The organism is Sphingobium sp. CFD-1 (assembly GCF_024611115.1).
In the GTDB taxonomy this organism is placed as follows: domain Bacteria; phylum Pseudomonadota; class Alphaproteobacteria; order Sphingomonadales; family Sphingomonadaceae; genus Sphingobium; species Sphingobium baderi_A.
The window spans coordinates 1,363,819-1,381,109 of sequence record NZ_CP084398.1 but is presented as its reverse complement, the minus strand read 5'-3'; the positions used below and the strand labels follow the sequence as shown (position 1 = coordinate 1,381,109).

The window sequence follows — 17,291 nt, the reverse complement described above, 5'->3', positions numbered from 1 at the left end:
CCGGTCCCGAACCCAATCAGAGAAAATTGATGCCGGGCAGGTAAGAGCGACGACAAGGCCACCCTTCATCCATGCCCGGCAGGAACAACCGTTATTCAAGTTCCAGAATGATCGCATCCACCGGCAGGCTTTCGCCCTGCGCCGCCGACACGCTTTTCACTGTGCCCGCCTTTTGCGCGCGCAGGATATTTTCCATCTTCATCGCCTCGATCACTGCTAGCGGCTGGCCGATCTCAACCTTGTCGCCTTCCTGCACATTCAGCGCAACCAGAAGGCCCGGCATCGGGCAAATCAGATATTTCGAAAGGTCCGGCGGGATCTTCTCGATCATATGCTTCGCATAGGGAGCGGCATGAACGGGCAGGATACGCAGCTTGTGGCTCGCGCCATGCGCGGTCAGCACGAATCCGGCGCGAACGGGCGCGATCTTCACGGCGAGCTGCTCATCCCCGAACTCCGCCTCGATCAGGCGATCGCCCGGTGTATATTCAAGGCTCATGTCCAGCGATACGCCATCGACCGTCACATCGTCGCCCATGATGACGACATCGTGGATCGTGCCTTCTTCTCCAGCCCCGATCCTCACCTGCCATCCGGTCGGCGCCTTCAGCTTCTTGCCGAGTTGGCCGTCGATGCGCCGCGCACGGTCGGCCTGCGCCATGGCGGCGAAAGCGCCGATGGCGGCCAGCTTGCGAAGCAGTTCCTCCGACGCTGGAGCCCCGGTGAAACCATCAGGATATTCCTGCGCGATAAAGCCCGTTGTGATATCGCCGGAGCGGAACCGCTCATGCTGCATCAGGGCGGACAGGAAGTCGATATTATGGCCCGGCCCTTCGAGTTCGAAGCGGTCCAACGCCGCGATCTGCTTGTCGATCGCTTCAAGGCGGGTCGGCGCCCAGGTGATGAGCTTGGCGATCATCGGATCGTAGAACATGCTGACTTCGCCGCCCTCCTGCACGCCGTCATCGACGCGCACGCCATCGCCGGTTTCGGGCGGATTATAGCGGATGAGGCGGCCGGTGGAGGGAAGGAAGCCACGATAGGGATCTTCGGCATAGACGCGATTCTCAACCGACCAGCCATTGATCTTCACGTCCGCCTGCGTGAAAGCCAGCTTCTCGCCATTCGCGACGCGGATCATCTGTTCGACGAGATCAAGGCCAGTGATTTCTTCCGTGACGGGATGCTCAACCTGAAGGCGGGTGTTCATTTCCAGGAAGTAGAAGCCATCGCCCGTCTTGTCCGCACCCGACACGATCAGTTCCACCGTGCCTGCGCTGAAATAGCCGACCGCGCGCGCCAGGGCGACACATTGTTCACCCATCTTCTTCCGCATTTCCGGGCTGACGAAGGGCGACGGCGCTTCTTCGACCACCTTCTGGTGGCGGCGCTGGATCGAGCATTCCCGCTCGTTCAGATAAACTATGTTGCCGTGCTGATCGCCAAGTATCTGAATTTCGATGTGGCGCGGGCTTTCGATGAACTTCTCGATGAAAACGCGGTCATCGCCAAAGCTGTTCAGCCCTTCGCGCTTCGTCGCCTCGAAGCCTTCGCGAACATCCTGTTCGCTATAGGCAAGGCGCATGCCCTTACCGCCGCCGCCAGCCGATGCCTTCATCATCACCGGATAGCCGATCTCATTAGAGATCTTCACCGCATGTTCGGTATCCTCGATCACGCCGACATAGCCGGGAACGACATTGACGCCCGCTTCCATGGCCAGCTTCTTGGATTCGATCTTGTCGCCCATCGCGGCGATCGCGTTGGCCGGGGGGCCAACGAAGATGATGCCTGCTTCGTCGAGCGCCTTGCGGAAGCTTTCTCGCTCCGAAAGGAAGCCGTAACCGGGGTGGACGGCGTCAGCGCCCGTCGCCTTGCACGCCTCGATGATCTTGTCCGCCAGCAGGTAGGACTGAGCGGCGGGCGGCGGGCCGAGATGAACGGCCTCATCCGCCATCAACACATGGGGTGAACGCGCATCGGCATCGGAATAGACCGCCACGGTCTTGATACCCATCTTCTGCGCGGTGCGGATCACGCGACATGCGATTTCGCCACGGTTCGCGATCAGGATCTTGGTGATTGCCATCTTTATCCTTACCCCAGTCAATATCTGTTGCCCTTGCGGGCTGAAACAAATCGAACTGCGTCCCTCCGCTACGGAAAGCCGATTTTCGATTTGCGAGAGTTATTCCGCCGCTTCCAGATGCCCGTGCGGCTGCGCCTGCATCGCGGTCATGCCAAGCTTGGCCAGCAGCGCCGCATCCTGATCATCGCCCGCATTGGCCGCCGTCAAAAGCTTGTCGCCAGTAAAAATACTGTTCGCACCCGCCATGAAGCACAGCGCCTGACACGCTTCGCTCATGCTTTCACGGCCGGCGCTCAGACGCACCATGGATTGCGGCATGACAATCCGGGCCACTGCAACGGTGCGGACAAATTCCACTTCGTCAATCTTGGCGAGCGGCGTATCCTTGAGCATATCGCCCAGCACCGTGCCAGCAACCGGCACCAGCGCGTTGACCGGCACGCTTTCCGGGTGCGGCATGGTGGCGAGCGCATGCAGGAAGCCGACGCGGTCGCTCCGCGCCTCGCCCATGCCCACAATGCCGCCGCAGCAGACATTGATACCCGCCGAACGCACATTTTCCAGCGTCTCGATCCGATCCTCGAAGGTCCGGGTGGTGATGACGTTGGCGTAATTCTCCGGCGAGGTGTCGATATTATGATTGTAATAATCGAGGCCCGCATCGGCGAGCTGCTTGGCCTGCCCTTCGCTCAACATCCCGAGAGTCATGCAGGTTTCCATGCCCATCGCACGGACGCCCTGCACCATCTCGACCAGCTTGGGCATGTCCCGTTCCTTGGGATTGCGCCATGCCGCGCCCATGCAGAAACGGCCCGAACCATGATCCTTGGCCTGCGCCGCCGCCTGAAGCACCGCCTGCACGTCCATCAGCTTGGTGGCCTTGAGGCCGCTTTCCGCTTCGGTCGATTGGCTGCAATAGCCGCAATCTTCGGGGCAACCGCCGGTTTTGATCGACAGCAAGGTCGAAAGCTGCACTTCGTTGCGCGGGAAATTCGCGCGATGGATCGACTGCGCTTCGAACATCAGGTCGTTGAAAGGCAGGTCGAACAGCGCGGCGATTTCCTCGCGCGTCCAGTCGGTGCGGGGCGTGATCTGGGTCAAGCAGCTTCCTCCAGCCCCGCCGGGGGCATGTTGTGGCCGAGAAGGCGCAGCACATCGGCGGCGCATTCCACGACGTTGGAGCCTGGGCCATAAATGCCCTGAACGCCCGCGTCACGAAGGAAGTCATAATCCTGCGGCGGAATGACCCCGCCCGCGATCACCTTGATGTCGCTGCGCCCGGCTTCGCGAAGCTGTCGGATGAGTTCGGGGATCAGCGTCTTGTGCCCGGCGGCAAGCGACGATGCGCCGACCACATCGACGCTGCTGTCCAGCGCCAGCACAACGGTTTCCTCCGGCGTCTGGAACAGCGGTCCCGAAACGACGTCGAAGCCCATGTCCCCAAAAGCGGACGCGATGACGTTGGCGCCCCGGTCGTGACCGTCCTGCCCCATCTTGGCGATAAGGATCTTCGGCTTACGACCAAGGCGCCGCTCGACGGCCTGCACACCGTCAAGAACCTGTTTCCAGCGGCTGTCGTCCTGGTAAGGCGCGGCATAGACGCCCTTCACCGGCGTCGGCACGGTGCCGTAGCGGTCGAAGCTCTCCTCCATCGCGGAGCTGATTTCACCCAGCGTCGCGCGGGCGCGTGCCGCCTCCACCGCCAGCGCGAGCAGGTTGTTCTCGATGCTCGCCGGGCTGGCCGCGCCCTTACGAAGGGCGTCCAGAGCCGCCTGACACTTCGCTTCGTCGCGCTCCGCCTTCATCTTGTTGATGCGGGCGATCTGCGCTTCGCGGACCTTGGTGTTGTCGACCTCCAGTGTTTCAAGCAGGTCTTCATTGGCAAGGCGATATTTGTTGACGCCGACGATCACGTCCTCACCCCGGTCCACGCGGGCCTGGCGGGCGGCTGCGGCTTCCTCGATCATCGCCTTGGGCCAGCCTGCCGCGACCGCCTTTGCCATGCCGCCTTCGCTCTGGACGCGGTCGATGATCTCCTGCGCGCGGTCGACCAGTTCCTGCGTCAGTGCCTCGACATAATAGCTGCCACCCAATGGATCGACGACATTGCACATGCCCGTCTCTTCCTGGATGATGATCTGCGTATTACGGGCGATGCGCGCCGAAAAATCGGTGGGAAGCGCGATGGCTTCGTCCAGCGCGTTGGTGTGGAGCGACTGCGTGCCGCCGAGCATCGCGGCCATCGCTTCGATGGTCGTCCGCATGACGTTGTTATAGGGGTCCTGCTCGGTCAGCGATACGCCGCTGGTCTGGCAGTGGGTGCGGAGCATCTTGGAGCGTTCATCCTGCGCGCCCAGCTTCGTCATGGCCCGATGCCAGAGGACACGCGCTGCGCGCAGCTTCGCCACTTCCATGAAGAAGTTCATGCCGATGGCGAAGAAGAAGCTCAGCCGTCCCGCGAACTTATCGATGTCGAGGCCCGACGCCACGCCATATTTCACATATTCCATGCCGTCCGCGATGGTGAAGGCCAGTTCCTGCACCTGCGTCGCACCGGCTTCCTGCATATGATAGCCGGAGATGGAAATGCTGTTGAATTTCGGCATTTCGCGGCTGGTATAGCCGAAAATGTCGGAGATGATCCGCATCGACGGCTCGGGCGGATAGATATAGGTGTTGCGGACCATGAACTCCTTCAGAATGTCGTTCTGAATGGTTCCATCGAGCAGCTTGCGCTCGACGCCCTGCTCCTCGCCCGCAACGATGAAGAAGGAGAGGATCGGAATGACCGCGCCGTTCATGGTCATGGAGACCGACATCTGGTCGAGTGGAATGCCATCGAACAGGATCTTCATGTCTTCGACGCTGTCGATGGCCACGCCTGCCTTGCCCACGTCGCCGACGACGCGCGGATGGTCGCTGTCATAGCCGCGATGGGTGGCAAGATCGAAGGCGACCGAAAGCCCCTTCTGTCCGGCCGCCAGATTGCGGCGATAGAAGGCGTTGGATTCCTCGGCCGTGGAAAAGCCCGCATATTGGCGGATGGTCCAGGGACGGCCCGCATACATGCTTGCCTTCACGCCGCGCGTGAACGGTGCGAAACCGGGCAAGCCGGGATCGGTCTTGATATCTTCGGCCGTATAGAGCGGCTTGACGTCAATTCCCTCCGGCGTGTGCCAGGTGAGGTCCTTGCCCTTCACTTCCTTGGTCGCGGCGGCGGTCCATTGATCCAGCGTCGGCTTGTCGGTCACTTCAATCTCCGTTCGTCCCGAGTGCAGTCGAGACGTTCATTCGTTCAGTGCGCTTCTTTCGGCGTTTCCATGATTTCAGTCAGGACACCGTTCATATCCTTGGGATGGACGAAGAAGATCAGCGTGCCATGCGCGCCGATGCGGGGTTCGCCCAGCACCTTCTTGCCCAGACCCTCGAACCACTTCTTCGCTTCAAGAATATCGGGCACCTCGTAGCACATATGATGCTGACCGCCCGCCGGGTTCTTCGCGATGAAGCCATGAATGGGGCTGTTTTCGCCCAACGGTTCGATCAATTCGATCTGTGTGCCGTTGGTGCCGTCCTCGCCCGGCGTATCCACGAAGCAGACCTTCACGCCCTGCGCGGGCAGGTCGAAAGGTTCGTGGATCTTCGTCGCGCCCATCACGTCGCGATAATAAGCGATGCTGGCCTCCAGCGAGGGGGTCGCAATGCCGATATGGTTAAGCCGTCCGAGTTTCATGCCACATTCTCGATAACCATGGCGATCCCCTGACCGCCGCCGATGCACATGGTGATCAAACCATATCTACCGCCCGTGCGCTTCAGTTCATAGGCCGTCTTGACCGTCAGGATCGCGCCGGTCGCGCCGACCGGATGCCCTAGCGCAATGCCGCTGCCATTGGGATTGACCTTTTCCGGATCGAAGCCGAGTTCACTGGCCACGGCGCAGGCCTGCGCGGCAAAAGCCTCATTGGCTTCGATCACGTCGATCTGGTCGAGCGTAACGCCCGCCCGCTCCAGAGCGATGGGAACCGCCTTGATCGGCCCGACGCCCATGATCCGCGGATCGACGCCCGCATGGCCCCATCCCAGGATGCGCGCAAGCGGCTTCAAGCCCTTTTCCGCCACCGCCTTGCCGCTTGCCACCACAACGGCGCCCGCGCCATCATTGATGCCAGATGCGTTGCCGGGTGTCACGGTGCCGCCCTCCTTCCGGAAAGCAGGCTTGAGCTTCGCCATCTGCTCCAGGCTCGCATCGGCGCGGACATGTTCGTCCGTATCGAAAGTGACGACGCCCTTGCGGCTCTTTACTTCCACTGGCACGATCTGTTCCTTGAACCGACCTTCCGCGATGGCCCTTGCGGCACGGCTGTGCCCTTCCACTGCCAGTTCGTCCTGCGCGGCGCGGGAAATCTGATATTTCTCAGCCACATTCTCGGCGGTGACGCCCATGTGGAAATGCTCGAACGGGTCCGAAAGCACCTCCAGCATGGCGTCGATCATTTTGATGTCGCCCATCTTGGTGCCGAAGCGGGCGGCCTTCACCACATGCGGGGAATTGCTCATGCTCTCCGTGCCGCCTGCAAGGGCGATGTCGGCCTCACCCAGCTTCAGCGTTTGCGCGGCGGAAATGATCGCCTGCAATCCCGATCCGCACAAGCGATTGAGCGTCAGCGCAGGCGCTTCAACGGGAATACCCGCGTTCACACCGATGACGCGCGCAATATAGGCGTCACGCGGGCCACTCTGGATCACCTGCCCGATGACGACATGCTGAACATCAGAAGGCTCAATGGCCGCCCGTTCCATAGCGGCGACCGCAACGATACGGCCCAGTTCGTCGGGCTGCACATCCTTGAGCGCCCCTCCGAAATCGCCAATCGCCGTGCGCGCTGCGCCGACAATGAAAATGTCCCGATCATCCATGGCCAATACCTTATTTGCTTAGCAAGCCGTCACCTGAGCAACATGTCAGAGCGGAATATTGTCGTGCTTCTTCCAGGGGTTCTCCAGGCTCTTGTTGCGGAGCTTGCGAAGGCCCAGCGCAATGCGCTTGCGCGTGGAGTGAGGCTGGATCACCTCGTCGATGAAGCCCTTGCTTGCCGCCACGAAGGGATTGGCGAAGCGGTCTTCATATTCCTTGGTGCGCTCAGCGATTTCCTCCGCCGTCTTACCGCGGAAGATGATCTCGACCGCGCCCTTCGCGCCCATCACCGCGATCTCGGCGGTCGGCCAGGCATAGTTGAGGTCGCCACGCAGATGTTTGGAGGACATGACGTCATAGGCGCCGCCATAGGCCTTGCGCGTGATGATCGTGATCTTGGGCACGGTGGCTTCGGCATAGGCGAAGAGCAGCTTCGCGCCATGCTTGATGATGCCGTTATGCTCCTGCGCGGTGCCCGGCAGGAAGCCCGGCACGTCGACCAGCGTGATGATCGGAATCTCGAACGCATCGCAGAAGCGGACGAAACGGGCAGCCTTTTTGGAACTGTTAATGTCCAGCACGCCCGCCAGCACCATCGGCTGATTGGCAACGATGCCGACAGTCTTGCCTTCGACCCGGCCGAATCCGCAAAGGATATTGCCCGCATGGGCAGGCTGCACTTCGAAGAAATCACCTTCGTCAACGACCTTCCGGATCAGCTCATGCATGTCGTAGGGCTGATTGGCGTTCGCGGGAACTAGGGTGTCGAGACTTTCTTCGATCCGGTCCCATGGATCGGCGCTGGGACGCTCCGGCACTGGCTCGCGGTTGGAGGCGGGGAGGAAGTCCACGAAATCGCGAACGGACAGCAGCGCCTCGATGTCGTTTTCGAACGCCACGTCGGCCACGCCAGACTTGGTGGTGTGGGTGACGGCGCCGCCCAGTTCTTCCTGTGTGACGACTTCGTTTGTGACGGTCTTGACCACATCGGGGCCGGTCACGAACATGAAGCTCGAATCCTTCACCATGAAGATGAAATCGGTCATCGCCGGCGAGTAAACCGCGCCACCCGCACAGGGCCCCATGATGACGCTGATCTGCGGCACGACGCCCGACGCCAGCACATTGCGCTGAAACACCTCGGCATAGCCCGCAAGGCTGGCAACGCCTTCCTGAATACGGGCGCCGCCGGAATCATTGAGACCGATGACCGGCGCGCCGACCTTCATCGCCATGTCCATGATCTTGCAGATCTTGGTTGCATGGCGCTCCGACAGGGCACCGCCATAAACGGTAAAATCCTGCGAGAAAACAAAGACCAGACGGCCATTGATCGTTCCGGAGCCGGTGACGACGCCGTCGCCGGGGATGTGCTGTTCATCCATGCCGAAATCTACGCAGTTATGTTCGACATACATGTCGAGTTCTTCAAAACTGTCTTCGTCCAGCAGGACCTCCAGCCTTTCGCGCGCGGTCAGCTTGCCCTTGGCGTGCTGAGCGTCGATGCGGCGCTGGCCACCGCCCAAACGGGCTGCTTCGCGCTTCGCTTCAAGCTGTTCGATGATGGCGAGCTTGGACATAATAAGACATCTCTCCAGTCGGTACGGACGGGTATCCCTGCCCCTTTCCAGCCTTTGGCGCTTTTCGCAAATGCAAATTTGCCAATTTGCAAATCACGATTTTGCAAACTAAGCAAAACGACATGGCACGCGGCAATCGTATTTTCGCCGGTCAGAGGCTCCGCCAGCTTCGGATCGATCATCGCATGGATCAGGCGACCATGGCGCAGGCGCTTGGGATTTCCGTATCTTATCTCAGCCAGCTTGAAAATGACGACCGCCCCCTGACCGCCAAGGTAAAAGCCGCGCTGGCCAGCGCCTTCCCCACCGATTGGGCGAGTTTCGACAGCCGGGAGGAGGAACAGCTTCTGGGCGCGTTCACTTTTGCCCTGGGGCATCCTGAACTGCCGGGAGCGTCGCTGGAACCGGAACGGATCGAGAAGCTCCATCTCCAATTCCCCGAATTCGCGGCCCGCTATGTAGACCTCTACAACGCGCATATGCGCGCCAATGAGCGGATCAACATGATCGAGGAGGCGATCGCCAACGATCATGCCGTACAGGCTCGCCTGCCATGGGAAGCGGCGCGCGACTGGTTCCATGAAGCGGGGAATTACGTCCATCCGCTCGATTGCCTGGCGGAGGATATGGCGGCGAGCTTCACCGCCGGGCAGGCGCTGGACGAAGGGATGCTGGTGGAGGCGCTGGCGCGGCGGCACGGCATCGAAACGCTGATCGCCGATACGCCGGATTCCGCGCTCCGCACCTATAATGCCAGTCAGCGGCGCCTGTTCATCAACGCCGCCCTGCCCACCGAAAGCCGCAAGTTCATGCTGGGACATCAGTTGATGATGCTGGAGGGACAGACGCTGATCGCGGACATCGTGGCGAAAGCCGCCCTGTCCGTCGCAGGGGCGGATCGGCTGCTTTCCATTGGCCTGGGCAATTATGCGGCAGGCGCGCTGCTGATGCCCTACGCCCCGTTTCGAGAGGCTGCGCGAGAGAGCCGGCATGACATCGACCGGCTGGCGCGGCGTTTCGGCGTGAGTTTCGAACAGGCCTGTCACCGACTGTCCACCTTGCAGAGGCCGGGGCTGCGCGGCATCCCCTTCTTCTTCTGTAGGGTCGACATGGCGGGCAACATCACCAAGCGGCACAGCGCCACCCGGTTGCAATTCGCGCGCTTCGGTGGCGCTTGCCCCCTGTGGAACGTGCATGAGGCGGTCGCCATCCCCGACCGGATCAATGTGCAGCTTGGCGAAACGCCTGACGGAGTGCGCTATGTGTCCATGGCGAAGGGACTGGTGAAGCCTTCGGGCAGCTACGCCCGCACGCCGCGCCGCTATGCCGTGGTGCTGGGGTGCGAAGTCGCCCATGCGGCAAACTTCGTCTATGCGGACGGCTTGCAGCTTGAGGATGAGGGTTCGGCGACGCCCATCGGCATCACCTGCCGCCTGTGCCCGCGCCAAAGCTGCGACCAGCGCGCCTTCCCGCCCGCGGACCGGCCAATTCATGTCGACCCCGACAACCGGCAGATCGTGCCCTACTGGATCGGATGAGCCAGTTTGATTCAACTGGCCCTGTCCGGGGGATGCCAGCTTTTCTAGGGTCGATGCAGTGACATATGAGGCCATCCCCGCTCCCTCCCTTGTCGTGCTGCGCGATGAACTCGTCGAGCATGGTTATGCGCGGCTGGATAACGCAGGGACGCTCGCGCTCCTGAACGTCGGGTCGGATATGTGGGCGAGCTTCGCGGAAAGCTGGAACGATCTGGGCCCCGATCTCTATATGGCGGATGGAGGACGCTACCGCCGCCGCCGTCACGCGGCCTTCCGCTGCAAGGACGGAATTTTCACCCGCAAGCCGCATCAGCCGCATTTCCAGAGCCGCGACTACAATCCGCTGAATGGGGACGTGCAGCGCTGGTTCGAACCGGTAACGGATGCAACCGCGAGCAATGACGTGATGCAAGCGGTCTTTGCCTTGTGCGCCCGGACTTTCGCGGATCACGCCACGCAATCATGGCATGTTGAAGCGCACCAGTTCCGGATCGAGACGGGCAGGAACGAGGCCGGCAGGCCGACGCCCGAAGGCCTGCATCGGGACGGGGTGGATTGGGTCTTCGTGATGCTGATCGATCGCCGCAATGTCCGTGAAGGCGTGACCCGCATCGGCGCGCCGGACGGGACCGCGCTGGGCGAATTTACGCTGACCTTGCCGGGCGATGCCGTGCTGATCGACGATCACCGCATCCTGCACGGCGTCACGGAAATCCACCCGGTCGATCCGGAGCACCCCGCTTGGCGAGATGCGCTGGTCGTGACCTTCACGGCGCAATAGCCCTATTTCAGCAGCACCAGTTCCTCGGCCATGCTGGGGTGCAGCGCGACCGTGTCGTCAAACTGCTGCTTGGTGAGACCCGCCTTGACCGCGATGGCAGCAGCTTGCAGGATTTCCGGGGCATCGGGACCGATCATATGCAGGCCGACCACTCGATTAGTAGTGGCATCCACCACCATCTTGTAAAGCGCCCGCTCCTCCCGGCCCGCAAGCACATTCTTCATAGGGCGGAAGTCCGACGTATAGATCTTGACCGTGCCCAGCTTGTTCTTCGCCTGCGCCTCGGTCAACCCCACGCCCGCTAGCGGCGGATCACTGAACACGGCTGAAGGCACGCAGCCATAATCGACCGTGCGGGGGTTATCGCCAAAGACGGTATCGGCAAAGGCATGCCCCTCACGGATGGCCACGGGCGTGAGTTGCAGCCGGTCGGTTACATCGCCCACCGCATAGATGCTCTCGCAACTGGTGCGGCTATATTCGTCGACCTTGATCGCGCCCTTGTCGTCGACTGCGACGCTGGCGGCTTCCAACCCAAGGCCGTCCGTATGGGGCCGTCGTCCCACCGCGAACAACAGGGCGTCACAAGGGACCGGATCGCCCTCCTTGAAATGGACGCTGAGCGTGCCGTCACCCTTCTTTTCGATCTTCTCCAACTGGGCATTGAAGCGGAACTGGATGCCCTTGGTCGTGGAAATCTGCATCAGCCGGTCGCGAACGCTCTCGTCATAACCGCGCAACAGAGTGGATGAGCGGTTGACCAGCGTCACCTGACTACCGAACTGATTGAAAATGCCCGCAAACTCATTGGCGATATAGCCGCCGCCGACAATGACGAGACGCTTGGGGCATTCCTCCAGATAAAACATGTCGTTCGATGTGAGGCCATGTTCGGCACCTTCGATTTTGGGGACGACAGGCCATGCGCCGGTGGCGATCAGAATATATTTCGCAGTGACTTCGCGCCCGCTCACCAGCTTCACGGAATGCGGTCCGGTGATGGTGGCGCGCTCGGGGATCAATTCGACATGATGGCTGTCGAGCGTATTCTTGTAGAGGCCCTCCAGCCGATCCACATCAGCCAGCACATTGTCACGCAGCACCGGCCATTTGAAGGCGCAGTCGGGCACGTTCCAGCCGAAGCGGCGGGCATCCTTCAGATCCTCGGCGAAATGCGCGCCATAGACGAGCAGCTTCTTGGGCACGCAACCGCGAATGACGCAGGTGCCTCCGACCCGATATTCCTCCGCCACCGCCACCTTCGCGCCATGGGCGGAAGCCACCCGCGAGGCCCGCACGCCGCCCGATCCCGCGCCGATGACGAAAAGGTCGAAGTCATAGTCACTCATGCAAGCCTCCGCTGGGTATGTCGCGCATATGGCGGCACCCCGGCGGAGTTACAAACGGGTTTTTGCGCGGGACTCAGCCCCCACCCAGCGCAATGTCGATCAACGCCATCGTGGACGGATCGAAACCCTTAGGACCGTCCGCCTCGATGAATCTGGCGATTTCCTTGCCCAGTTCAACGCCGAACTGGTCGAAGGGATTGATACCCATCAGCACGGCATTGGCGAAGGTGCGATGTTCATAGAAGGCGATCAGCGCGCCCAAAGATTCCGGCGTCACATCATCGAGCAGGATCGTCGTGGAAGGACGATTGCCCGGATAGGCCCGCGCGGGATCGCTGGGATTGTCGCGCCCGCGCAGCAATGCCGCCCCCTGCGCGAAGCAATTGACGAGCAGGGCCCGGTGATGCGCCGGATCGAGCGCATGGCCCGGATCGATCGAGGCGACGAATTCGACCGGCGCCAATACCGTGCCCTGATGGAGAAGCTGGAAAACGGCATGTTGCGCGTCCGTGCCCACCCCGCCCCAGGTGATCGGCGCGGTAGGACCATCCACCGGATCGCCATCGCGCGTGACGCTCTTGCCGTTGCTCTCCATCTCAAGCTGCTGGAGATAGGAAGGGAGCAGCTTCAGCCGCTCGTCATAGGCAAACAGCGCGCGGGTCTGGCAGCCCATTATCCGCGTATAATATTGGTCGGCGAAGGCCGCGATCAGCGGCGCGTTCTCACGCGGGGGGGAAAGGCGGAAGTGGCGGTCCATGGCGGCCGCACCCTCCAACAGGCTTTCGAACGCATCCCATCCCAGCGCCAGCGCCGCCGGGAAGCCGATGGACGACCAAAGCGAATAGCGTCCGCCCACGCTTTCGGAAAAGGGCAATACACGCGTTTCGTCAACGCCCCATTCCATTGCCTTATCCGGCGAAGCGGTCAGCGCCACGACCCGACCATAGGGGTCGTCCACGCCCGCTTCCACCATCCAATTGATCGCGCTCGCCGCATTCAACATGGTTTCTGTGGTAGTGAACGTCTTTGATGCGATCGCGATCAAGGTCGTGTGCGGATCGAAACGGTTGATCGCCTGTTCCATCGCGGTGCCGTCGACATTGGAAACGATGGCGACGTCATAACGCAACCCGTCACCGCCCAGCGCATCCACAATCAGGTCCGGCCCCAATGCAGACCCACCAATGCCGATGTGCAATATATGGCGGATCGGTCCCAGAGCCTCAGCCTCGACGGCGTCAATCAGCGCACGCATCCGGGCATGGAACATCCGCGCTCGCGCCACGCTGTCGGCATTGCCTTCGCCTCGTTCAGCGGGATGCTCGGCGGCACGGCCTTCGCTATTGTTGACAGGCTTGCCCGCGAACAGCGCCTCGCGCCAGCCGGTAAAATCCCGTTCCTGCGCCAGGGTCAGATAAGCGTCCATCAGATCGTCCGTCAGATGCGTCTTCGACCAGTCGAAACGGATCGGCCCCTGCGTCAGGACGAAACGGGACAGCCGGTCGGGATCGGCCGTGAAGATGGATTTGAGGTCGGCTTGCGGAAGGCGCGCTATGGCAGCCTGTGCAGGGGACGGCATGGGGAAATCCTCTTGTGACGTTGGTGGATACCGACGCTGCACTTGTCGATTCTTTTCCTCTTTAACCAATGACAGGACTATTTGCATCGGCGCCTGCGCTTGACGCGGCTCATCCAAGCCCGCAAAAGCCGCGACAGGCCGCTTTGTCGGCGTCACTAAGGGACAAATCGAACGAGCATGAACGCAAAATCGGAAACGCGGGATTTCCTCTGGTTTCTCGCAAAGCTGGCGGTGTTCGTCTTTGTCCTGCGGAGCTTCATCGTTTCGCCGTTCAACATTCCGTCGGAATCCATGCAGCCGCGGCTGCTGATCGGCGACTATCTGCTGGTGGCAAAATGGCCCTATGGCTATTCGCGCTATTCCCTGCCTTTCGGTGTGCCACTGATCCCCGGCCGCATCTTCGCCTCGACGCCGGAACGGGGCGACGTGGTGGTGTTCAAGGCGCCGCCCAGCCAGAAGAATGACTATATCAAGCGCGTCATCGGCCTGCCCGGCGACATGATTTCCGTGCGCGGGGGCACCGTTTACCTGAATGGTCAGGCCATTCCCAAGCAGAAAGTGGCGGACCTGGTGATCCCCGTCACCCCGAATATGATCGATGCCGCCGCGAAGGAGGGCAGCCCCTCCCCCTGCTATCGCCCGAAGTTTGAAGAAGCCGCGCCCGGCGGCGGACGCCAGTGCCGCTATCCCCAATATCGCGAAACGCTGCCCAACGGGAAAAGCTATAATGTGCTGGACCTCGTGCCGGACGGCGCGGCGGATGACCGCGACACGGTGGTCGTGCCGGAAGGCCATCTCTTCATGATGGGCGACAATCGTGACCGTAGCGCCGACAGCCGCTTCCCGGCGGTGGAAGGTGGCGGCATCGGCCTTGTTCCGGAAGAAAATCTGGTGGGCAAGGCGATGATCTCTGTCTTTTCGACAGATGGCAGCGCCAACTGGTTCCTGCCATGGACCTGGTTCACAGCCGCGCGGTGGAGCCGGATCGGGGAAGGTTTTTGACCAAGCCTGATACAGCGACCTGGCTGAATGCCCTGATCGGGCGCGCGCCGCGCGACGTGGCGCGGTTTCAGCAGGCGCTGACCCACGGCAGCGCCAACGCCGCCAATTATGAGCGGCTGGAGTTTCTGGGCGACCGGGTGCTGGGGCTGCTGGTTTCGGAATGGCTCTATGACCGCTTTTCAGATGAGCCGGAAGGGAAGCTGTCCCGCCGGTTCAACGCGCTGGTGTCCGGGGAAACCTGTGCCGAAATCGCGCGTGGAGCGGGCGTGTCCACCCACCTCGTGCTGGGCAAGCAGGCGCGGGACGACGGCGCGCACGACAGCGACAATGTGCTGGGCGACGTGATGGAGGCGCTGATCGGCGCGCTCTATCTGGAAGGCGGGCTCGACGAAGCGCGGGCGCTGGTGCGGCGGCTGTGGGCCGACCGGGTCGATACGCAAACCAGCGCGCCCCGCCATCCCAAATCCGCGCTTCAGGAGTGGGCGGCCGCCAACCGACGCAAGCCGCCCGAATATGTGATGACCGATCGCTCCGGCCCGCATCACGCCCTGCGCTTTACCGTCATGGTTTCGATCAAGGGCGCGGGCGAGGCCAGCGCCACGGGCGGATCGAAGCAGGAAGCGGAAACGGCGGCGGCCAAAGCGCTGCTAGATAAGCTGGCAGGCTGAAAACCTGTCCCCACCGGATTTTTTGAATTAAGCAGGAACGGGTGCGACACAATGCGCCGGAATGGAGTTTTGATTGACGGTTGATCTCACTAACCAGCGCTGCGGCGTGATCGCCATTGTGGGCGCTCCCAATGCGGGCAAGTCCACGCTAGTCAACGCGCTGGTGGGGCAGAAGGTGGCGATCACCAGTCCCAAGGCGCAGACCACGCGGACCCGCGTCATGGGCGTCGCGATAGAGGGCGACGCACAGATCGTGCTGGTCGACACGCCCGGCATCTTCCAGCCCAGGCGGCGGCTGGACCGCGCCATGGTGCAGGCGGCATGGGGCGGCGCGCAGGGTGCGGACCTGATCGCGCTGATCGTGGACGGCAAGGCGGGCCTCGGGCCAAAGGTCGAGCCGATCATCGAAGCGCTATCGGGCCGGTCGGAACGCAAATGGCTGATCCTCAACAAGGTCGACATCGCCGCCAAGGACAAGTTGCTGGTCCACACGCAGAAGCTCAATGACATTCTGGGTTTCGAAGAGATTTTCTTCGTCAGCGCATCGACCGGCGACGGCCTGCCCGAACTCAAATCAGCCTTTGCCGCCGCGATGCCGGAAGGGCCGTGGCATTTCCCGGAGGATCAGGTTTCCGACGCCACCGACCGTATGCTGGCTGCCGAAATCACGCGTGAGCAGCTCTATCATCAGTTGCACGCCGAACTGCCCTATGCCGCGGCCGTGGATACGGAGAAATATTCTGAGCGGGAGGATGGATCGGTGGAAATCCACCAACAGATACTCGTCGGCCGTCCCACCCAACGCGCCATTGTTCTGGGCAAGGGCGGGCAGCGGCTCAAGGAAATAGGGTCCAAGGCGCGCGCTGAATTGTCCGCGCTGCTGGGATGCCGCGTTCATCTCTACCTCCACGTCAAGGTCAAGGAAAATTGGGAGGAAGATCGCGGCATTTACCGGGACATCGGGCTCGATTGGGTGGAGTGAATTTTCCAAGCCACGGAAATTACTCATTTACCTTCATATTGTAGGGCGCGCCCATGGGCGTCAGAGTCAAAACCCTTTATTTCAGCATGGGATCGATGCTGAGTATGTTCGTGATAATGCGAATCACGTCCCATCTGTCGGGCATGGACATCCCCCTGCCCATTTATATTCTGAGCATGATGTTTGCGGGCATCATGTCATATCCTTTCTATGTCCTGCTGCTCGAAAGCTGGGAAAAGAATCAGCGGCTCCGCAAGGAACTCGAGCAGATGGTCGCCCATCTCCAACGCAAGGCGGATGTCGACGACCTTACCGGATTGCTATCCCGCTCGGCTTTTCTGGAACGGGCCGAAGCGATGTTAAAGGAAGATCAGGTCTGGCTTCTTGTGATCGACATCGATCATTTCAAGGAGTTCAACGATACCCATGGACATCAGACAGGCGATGCGATTCTCCAGATCGTTGGCCATGTCATTCGCAGCGTCCTGCGGCCCGGGAACCTCGCAGGCCGCTTGGGCGGTGAGGAATTTGCTCTCTGCCTGACGGCGCATGATGTCATGAGCGCCACGAACAGAGCCGAGCTGGTGCGCGCGGGGATTCAGGCCCTGGGCGTCGAAGCGCCATCCGGTGGCATGTTGCGCGCAACCGTCAGTATCGGATTATCCCCCTATCGGGCAGGCCAGTCCCTTGAGGAATGTCTCCATGCGGCCGACCTGGCCATGTATGCGGCAAAGACGGCTGGCCGCAATCAGGTCCGCCTCGCCGCCTGACAATTGGCTCGCGATCGTAACCAATCGCGAACGTT

The 17,291-nt window shown here is 61.4% G+C and carries 14 protein-coding genes; 6 read left to right on the top strand and 8 right to left on the bottom strand.

The window, feature by feature from the left end; translation table 11 throughout:
• Nucleotides 1-91 precede the first annotated feature (91 nt).
• From LDB26_RS07175 to LDB26_RS07150, 6 genes are all read right to left on the bottom strand, one after another.
• Nucleotides 92-2,089: an acetyl/propionyl/methylcrotonyl-CoA carboxylase subunit alpha gene (locus tag LDB26_RS07175; RefSeq protein WP_257541396.1), complete on the bottom strand. Its 1,998-nt coding sequence runs from the start codon at nucleotides 2,087-2,089 to the stop codon at nucleotides 92-94.
• Nucleotides 2,090-2,188: 99 nt separating this feature from the next.
• Entirely contained in the window at nucleotides 2,189-3,190 is a 1,002-nt protein-coding gene (bioB, locus tag LDB26_RS07170; RefSeq protein WP_257541394.1) for a biotin synthase BioB, read from the bottom strand.
• Nucleotides 3,187-5,340 (bottom strand): methylmalonyl-CoA mutase, encoded by a 2,154-nt coding sequence (gene scpA / locus LDB26_RS07165; RefSeq protein ID WP_257541391.1) that lies wholly within the window; start codon nucleotides 5,338-5,340, stop codon nucleotides 3,187-3,189. Before scpA ends, bioB begins: the two co-directional genes overlap by 4 nt.
• 44 nt (nucleotides 5,341-5,384) lie before the next feature.
• The gene (gene mce / locus LDB26_RS07160) at nucleotides 5,385-5,822 is read right to left on the bottom strand and encodes a methylmalonyl-CoA epimerase (RefSeq protein WP_062065370.1); all 438 of its coding nucleotides are present in this window, start codon (nucleotides 5,820-5,822) and stop codon (nucleotides 5,385-5,387) included.
• Nucleotides 5,819-7,009, bottom strand: a complete 1,191-nt coding sequence (gene bktB / locus LDB26_RS07155) for a beta-ketothiolase BktB (RefSeq protein WP_257541389.1) — start codon at nucleotides 7,007-7,009, stop codon at nucleotides 5,819-5,821. Before bktB ends, mce begins: the two co-directional genes overlap by 4 nt.
• A gap of 45 nt (nucleotides 7,010-7,054) precedes the next feature.
• Nucleotides 7,055-8,587 carry an acyl-CoA carboxylase subunit beta gene (locus tag LDB26_RS07150; RefSeq protein ID WP_062065367.1) on the bottom strand — a complete coding sequence of 511 codons (1,533 nt, stop codon included), beginning with the start codon at nucleotides 8,585-8,587 and terminating at the stop codon, nucleotides 7,055-7,057.
• A 122-nt stretch (nucleotides 8,588-8,709) separates the two neighbouring features.
• Between LDB26_RS07150 and LDB26_RS07145 the strand changes: the two genes are divergently transcribed.
• A complete protein-coding gene (locus LDB26_RS07145; RefSeq protein WP_257541387.1) occupies nucleotides 8,710-10,125 on the top strand; it encodes a short-chain fatty acyl-CoA regulator family protein in 1,416 nt (471 codons plus the stop codon).
• Nucleotides 10,126-10,183: 58 nt separating this feature from the next.
• Nucleotides 10,184-10,906, top strand: coding sequence for a 2OG-Fe dioxygenase family protein (locus LDB26_RS07140; protein ID WP_373886172.1), 723 nt, complete (start codon nucleotides 10,184-10,186; stop codon nucleotides 10,904-10,906).
• 2 nt (nucleotides 10,907-10,908) lie between these two features.
• Here the strand turns inward: LDB26_RS07140 and gorA are convergent, their stop codons facing one another.
• A complete protein-coding gene (gene gorA / locus LDB26_RS07135; protein ID WP_257541384.1) occupies nucleotides 10,909-12,255 on the bottom strand; it encodes a glutathione-disulfide reductase in 1,347 nt (448 codons plus the stop codon).
• Between the two features lie 73 nt (nucleotides 12,256-12,328).
• Entirely contained in the window at nucleotides 12,329-13,834 is a 1,506-nt protein-coding gene (gene pgi / locus LDB26_RS07130) for a glucose-6-phosphate isomerase (protein ID WP_257541382.1), read from the bottom strand.
• A gap of 177 nt (nucleotides 13,835-14,011) precedes the next feature.
• Between pgi and lepB the strand changes: the two genes are divergently transcribed.
• The 4 genes from lepB to LDB26_RS07110 all read left to right on the top strand — a co-directional run bounded on the left by lepB (nucleotide 14,012) and on the right by LDB26_RS07110 (nucleotide 17,256).
• Nucleotides 14,012-14,836, top strand: coding sequence for a signal peptidase I (gene lepB / locus LDB26_RS07125; protein WP_062065359.1), 825 nt, complete (start codon nucleotides 14,012-14,014; stop codon nucleotides 14,834-14,836).
• Complete coding sequence (gene rnc, locus LDB26_RS07120; protein WP_062065357.1) at nucleotides 14,785-15,504, top strand: ribonuclease III; 720 nt, start codon at nucleotides 14,785-14,787, stop codon at nucleotides 15,502-15,504. Before lepB ends, rnc begins: the two co-directional genes overlap by 52 nt.
• Nucleotides 15,505-15,577: 73 nt before the next feature.
• On the top strand, nucleotides 15,578-16,486 hold the full coding sequence (gene era / locus LDB26_RS07115; protein WP_257541380.1) for a GTPase Era: 909 nt from the start codon (nucleotides 15,578-15,580) through the stop codon (nucleotides 16,484-16,486).
• Nucleotides 16,487-16,680: 194 nt separating this feature from the next.
• Entirely contained in the window at nucleotides 16,681-17,256 is a 576-nt protein-coding gene (locus tag LDB26_RS07110) for a GGDEF domain-containing protein (RefSeq protein WP_257541378.1), read from the top strand.
• Nucleotides 17,257-17,291 lie beyond the last annotated feature (35 nt).

Coding starts and splice junctions, on each gene's coding strand:
- rnc (WP_062065357.1), top strand. CDS start 14,785: ATGGACCTGGTTCACAGCCGCGCGGTGGAGCCGGATCGGGGAAGGTTT.
- gorA (WP_257541384.1), bottom strand. CDS start 12,255: ATGAGTGACTATGACTTCGACCTTTTCGTCATCGGCGCGGGATCGGGC.
- mce (WP_062065370.1), bottom strand. CDS start 5,822: ATGAAACTCGGACGGCTTAACCATATCGGCATTGCGACCCCCTCGCTG.
- LDB26_RS07175 (WP_257541396.1), bottom strand. CDS start 2,089: ATGGCAATCACCAAGATCCTGATCGCGAACCGTGGCGAAATCGCATGT.
- lepB (WP_062065359.1), top strand. CDS start 14,012: ATGAACGCAAAATCGGAAACGCGGGATTTCCTCTGGTTTCTCGCAAAG.
- LDB26_RS07110 (WP_257541378.1), top strand. CDS start 16,681: ATGTCATATCCTTTCTATGTCCTGCTGCTCGAAAGCTGGGAAAAGAAT.
- LDB26_RS07150 (WP_062065367.1), bottom strand. CDS start 8,587: ATGTCCAAGCTCGCCATCATCGAACAGCTTGAAGCGAAGCGCGAAGCA.
- bktB (WP_257541389.1), bottom strand. CDS start 7,009: ATGGATGATCGGGACATTTTCATTGTCGGCGCAGCGCGCACGGCGATT.
- LDB26_RS07145 (WP_257541387.1), top strand. CDS start 8,710: ATGGCACGCGGCAATCGTATTTTCGCCGGTCAGAGGCTCCGCCAGCTT.
- pgi (WP_257541382.1), bottom strand. CDS start 13,834: ATGCCGTCCCCTGCACAGGCTGCCATAGCGCGCCTTCCGCAAGCCGAC.